The organism is Neobacillus cucumis, from assembly GCF_023715505.1.
The window spans coordinates 1-255 of record NZ_JAMBOH010000160.1; the positions used below are offsets into that span (position 1 = coordinate 1).

Genomic DNA, 255 nt, shown 5'->3' on the forward strand with positions numbered 1-255 from the left:
TCTCCGCTACCCACACCTCATCCCCGCACTTTTCAACGTGCGTGGGTTCGGGCCTCCATCCAGTGTTACCTGGACTTCACCCTGGACATGGGTAGATCACCTGGTTTCGGGTCTACGACCACATACTCATTCGCCCTATTCAGACTCGCTTTCGCTGCGGCTCCGTCTCTTCAACTTAACCTTGCATGTAATCGTAACTCGCCGGTTCATTCTACAAAAGGCACGCTATCACCCATTAACGGGCTCTAACTACTT

General features: G+C 52.5%; 1 rRNA gene. It reads right to left on the reverse strand.

The annotated features are described in order from the left end of the window. Positions 1–255 (reverse strand): 23S ribosomal RNA (locus M3226_RS31940); the annotation flags it as partial.